General features: G+C 71.3%; 3 protein-coding genes and 2 pseudogenes. All 5 read right to left on the bottom strand.

Features of this window, described 5'->3' with window-relative positions; all coding sequences use genetic code 11:
* A pseudogene (locus AC1D15_RS20950) lies at positions 1–515 on the bottom strand (TIGR02270 family protein); the annotation flags it as partial.
* A gap of 5 nt (positions 516–520) precedes the next feature.
* Positions 521–1,267: a hypothetical protein gene (locus tag AC1D15_RS20945; RefSeq protein ID WP_477827482.1), complete on the bottom strand. Its 747-nt coding sequence runs from the start codon at positions 1,265–1,267 to the stop codon at positions 521–523.
* Between the two features lie 7 nt (positions 1,268–1,274).
* On the bottom strand, positions 1,275–2,072 hold the full coding sequence (locus AC1D15_RS20940; protein ID WP_477827481.1) for a hypothetical protein: 798 nt from the start codon (positions 2,070–2,072) through the stop codon (positions 1,275–1,277).
* Positions 2,073–2,093: 21 nt separating this feature from the next.
* Positions 2,094–3,206, bottom strand: a complete 1,113-nt coding sequence (locus AC1D15_RS20935; RefSeq protein ID WP_052211404.1) for a DUF4150 domain-containing protein — start codon at positions 3,204–3,206, stop codon at positions 2,094–2,096.
* 4 nt (positions 3,207–3,210) lie between these two features.
* Positions 3,211–3,926 (bottom strand): annotated as a pseudogene (locus tag AC1D15_RS20930) (hypothetical protein); the annotation flags it as partial.

The raw sequence follows: 3,926 nt of genomic DNA, 5'->3' as shown, positions 1-3,926 counted from the left end.
TCGCCGGCGCAGCGCAGCGCGCGGGCGCGCAGCGACGGGTCGGCATCGTCCAGCGCTGGAGCCAGCGCGGCGCCGGGATCCACGCGGTGGACCGCGCAGCCGGCCAGGCCGATGCGCCGCCACAGCGGCGATGCGGCGTGCAGCATCGCGCGGATCGTCCCGCGCAGGAACTGCGGCGACACCCAGCCGAACGCGGCCTCCAGCATCGGCACCCAGCCGGGCTGCTGCTCGGCCAGCGCCAGCAGTTGCGCCACCTGCCGGCCGTCGCCGCGCTCCAGGGCCAGCAGCGCCAGCGGTGCCGCGGCCCACGGCGTGCCGTCGGCCAGCAGGCGCCTGCAGGCATCCCAGGCCGTCGACGCCTCGCGCAGCCCGTCGACATGCGCCGCCAGCCGGCTGTCGAGGGCCTCCAGGTCGTCGAGCAGGTAGTGCGGCTGCGCGACGGCCAGGCTGCGCAGGTGCCACAGGAAGGCGGCCTGCCCCGCATGCTCCTCGGCGATGTCCTCGTACCGGTCCATCGGCCTCAGGGCTGCTGGCGGGCCCGGTAGCGGTACGGCGGCCCCGGCAGCTCGTCGTCATCGGGCAGCTCGCCCGGCGACGCGAGGAACGGGTTCGTTCCCGGATCGAGGCCTTGCAGCCATGCATCCCAGAACGCCTCGTTCTGCGCAGGATCGTAGGCCTGCCCCGGGTCACAGGCCTGCGGCGGCACGGGCGCCCCCTCGGACGGAAAATTCTCGAACAGGTCTGGCTTGCGCTGCGCGAGCTCCACGTCGATGGCATGGAAGCGCAGCAGCCGGTGCATGCACGCCTCCCACCAGTCGTCGAAGGGCCGGGGATCGTTCAGCACATGGCGCACGAGGCTGCGCATCCACACCGCCTCGCGGCCCGGATCGGGATCGGTGCCCAGGTCGTGCAACGCGTTGTCCAGCAGCGTGATGGCCGCCCGCAGCGGCCCGAGCACCGGGCCGGCCCACACGCTCTCGTCGAGGTCCACCCGCACGCAGTACGCCGGGTGCACCGCGCCGGCCCACGCCGCTGTGATGTACAGCACGGCCTCGTGGTGCTGGCCGGAGGCGGAGAAGCGCTGCACGATCCACTCGGCGCTGGCGATCAGCAAGGCCAACCTGGCCTTGCCGGTCAGCAGCGGCAAGCGTTCGTCGGCCCCGGCGTCGGTCAGGTAGTACGCGTCGGACTCCCAGGCGTCCCAGGCAAAGGGGTAGTCATCGACGGCGATGCCGGCGGCGGCGAGGTAGTCGCGTGGTGGGCTCATTCGGATCTCACGGGGAGGGTTGGCGCGGGGCGCCGAGGCGGTACGRTTCGCCGTCGAAGCCGAGGCGCAGCATCTCCTGCGGCGAGCGCAGGTAGCGGTTGGTGCTGCCGTCGAGGCGGGCCAGGAAGCGGGCGGCCAGGGCCTCGCGCTGCGCCGGCTGGTAGTCGAAGCCGGGATCGAGCAGCTCCGGCGGCAGCGCCGGGCCGCGATGCGCGGCGATGAAGCGCTGCCAGTCCTCGGGGTTGTCGAAGTCGTTGCGGGAGTGCGCCGGCCCCTGCGGTGCGTGGGCATGCTGTTGCACCCGCGCGATGGCCAGCTCGAACCAGTCGACGAAGGCCGGGCGTTCGGCCTGCGGCATGACGTGCTGCACCACGTGGGCAGCGTGGAACGTCTCCCGGACCGGGGCGTGGATGCTGTCCCAGTACGTGGCCCGGTCCATCCCCTTCCACAGGTACACCGCCACCTCCAGCAGCGCCGACAACGCCGGCGGCGCATCCGGCGCCGTGCGCACGCTGCCCGCAGAAGGGTCTGCGTAGCGCCAGTCGACCTGGTACGCGAACGCCGCCTCGGCCAGCTCCAGGCAGGACGCCGCCTCGGCGGCGGCATCCATGAAGCGCACGGCGGCCCAGGACAGCAGCCCGGCGCACAGGCTCAGCTGGCCGCACAGCGTGGTGTTGTCCAGCTTGCGCAGCAGCGGCGTCACCGCGTTCGCCGGCCCGCAGTGCTGCTGCGCGCCGCGCCACGCGAAGTCGATCGGCGCGTGACGGATCGACGCGGGAATCCAGGGTGGCAGGCGGGCAGGCATGGGCGCTGGAGCGAGGTGGGGTCAGCTGCAGGCGGTGGTCGGCGGGCAGGTCGGCTTCTTCATCTCCAACTGGCCCTCCTTGTTGCGCTCGCACAGCCAGATGTCCAGGCAGCCGGCCTCCTCGATCGCGCAGATGAGGTGCGCGCAGCTCTGCTTGCAAGGCGACTCCTTGGTCTGCCCGTTCGCCGGCCCACCCGGCCAGTCGATGGCGAGCAGCAGCGATCCGCCATTGGGCTGCGGGTGGGTCAGGAAGATCTCGTCGATGATCTTGGGCTCCGCATGCGCCGGGTAGTTGGGCGTCATGCCTTCGTAGCTGTGGTACTGGAACGGCGTCTTCTCGCGGCCGGATCCGAAGCACGCCATCGTGCCGTGCGTATCCCGTTCGATGGGGTCGTAGTCCTGGCCCTTCGCCTGCGCCTTGGCCTGCTTCTTCAGCTGCGATTGCGGGATGCTGGGCTGGAAACTGGCGTAGTCGCGTTGCGCCGGGGTCATGCTCAGGCGCTTCTCCTTGGTGCTCACGCCCACCGCCCAGCCATTGCCGAGGCCGCCCTTGCTGCTGCCGCGCACATGTTCCGCGGTGCCGCTGGAATCGCGAAACACGCCGTGCGTCACGGTCTGGCTCTTGTCGAGCTGCGGGTTCGCCTTGCGCGCAGCGGCATTCTTGGTTTCGAGCGCCTGGCAGTCGGTGCCGAAATCCGGCGGCCCCTTCTCGGCCATGCTGGCCCCGGTGGCACCGCCCGAGGGGTTGCCGTGGTTGTGCGTCGTCAGGTCCATGAAGCGGGTGGCATTCGCGCCCTCCACCATCACGTCCATCGACCAGGCGGCGAACTTCATCGGCCCGGTGATGTTGTGCGAGACGACGTTCATGCCGAAGCTGCGCGTCGCCGCCTCGTCGCCGGTGCTCTTGCTGTAGGTCGAGCTGTTCTTCTTGCCCACCTCCTGGCCGCCGATCTTGACCGTGCGGCTGCCTCGCGCGGTGTCCTTCGCGAAGGCGGTGTTGGGGTACGGGATCGGCACCGGCCCGGCCGGTGGCCCGGGTGGCGACAGGCAGACGTCGGGCATCGCCGCGATCGAACGGTTCGTCGAGGCCTTGCCCGACACCTCCAGCCCGTTCGCGAAGACGTTCCTGCCCATGGCCTCACCCCCGGCGCTCGAAGGCGGTGACGAGGGCGACACGCTCGCCGTTGTCCTCGCCGGCGTGCAGCAGCGTGTGATGGCTCGGCGCGTACGCCTTGGCACCGGCCTCGAAGGCCCAGCCCAGCAGGCAGGGGAAGATTGCAGCCCCGACCTCGCCGATGGACTGCGCCGGGTGCCAGGTCTCCACATGCCCCTTGGGCCGGCGTGACACACCCTCCGGCGGCAGTCGGTCGAGCCGGCCGGCGGCGATCGCCGCCTCCTTGAACTTGAAGCGTTCGCCGTTGTGATCGCTGACCGTGAAGTTCAGATCGAAGAACGGCACCTGCGCCATCTCGAGCGCCTGCTGCATGGCCTGCGTCAGGCCGTCGCCGAGCACCGGATCGTTCTCGTTGCCGCCGTCGCCGCTCGCCTCGCGGCCCACGCCGATGCCCTGGATCAGCAGCTCGTCCGCATCGAACGCCCCGCTGCGCCCGACCAGCACGGCGCAGGCCGCTTCGCCGGGCAGGAAGCCGTTGCTGTTGGTGCCGCATTTCAGGCGCCTGCGGCGCATGTAGTGCGCGACGACGACCTGGCGCAGGAAGCTCTCGACCCCCACGATGATGCAGCCGGGCGCGCCGTGGCGCCCGATGAGGTCGTCCGCGACCTGCAGCGCCGTCAGGATGCCGGTGCGCCCGCCCGCGATGGTGCCGCTGCCGGCCGGCAGCGCGCCACCCCAGT

The organism is Rhizobacter sp. P2_H2, assembly GCF_056403375.1.
The sequence above is the reverse complement of the archived record's forward strand: the minus strand, read 5'-3'. Positions and strand labels throughout refer to the sequence as shown.

What these genes read in the sequence shown, in the direction of transcription:
- AC1D15_RS20945 (WP_477827482.1), bottom strand. Translation starts at nt 1,267, where the DNA reads ATGAGCCCACCACGCGACTACCTCGCCGCCGCCGGCATCGCCGTCGAT.
- AC1D15_RS20935 (WP_052211404.1), bottom strand. Translation starts at nt 3,206, where the DNA reads ATGGGCAGGAACGTCTTCGCGAACGGGCTGGAGGTGTCGGGCAAGGCC.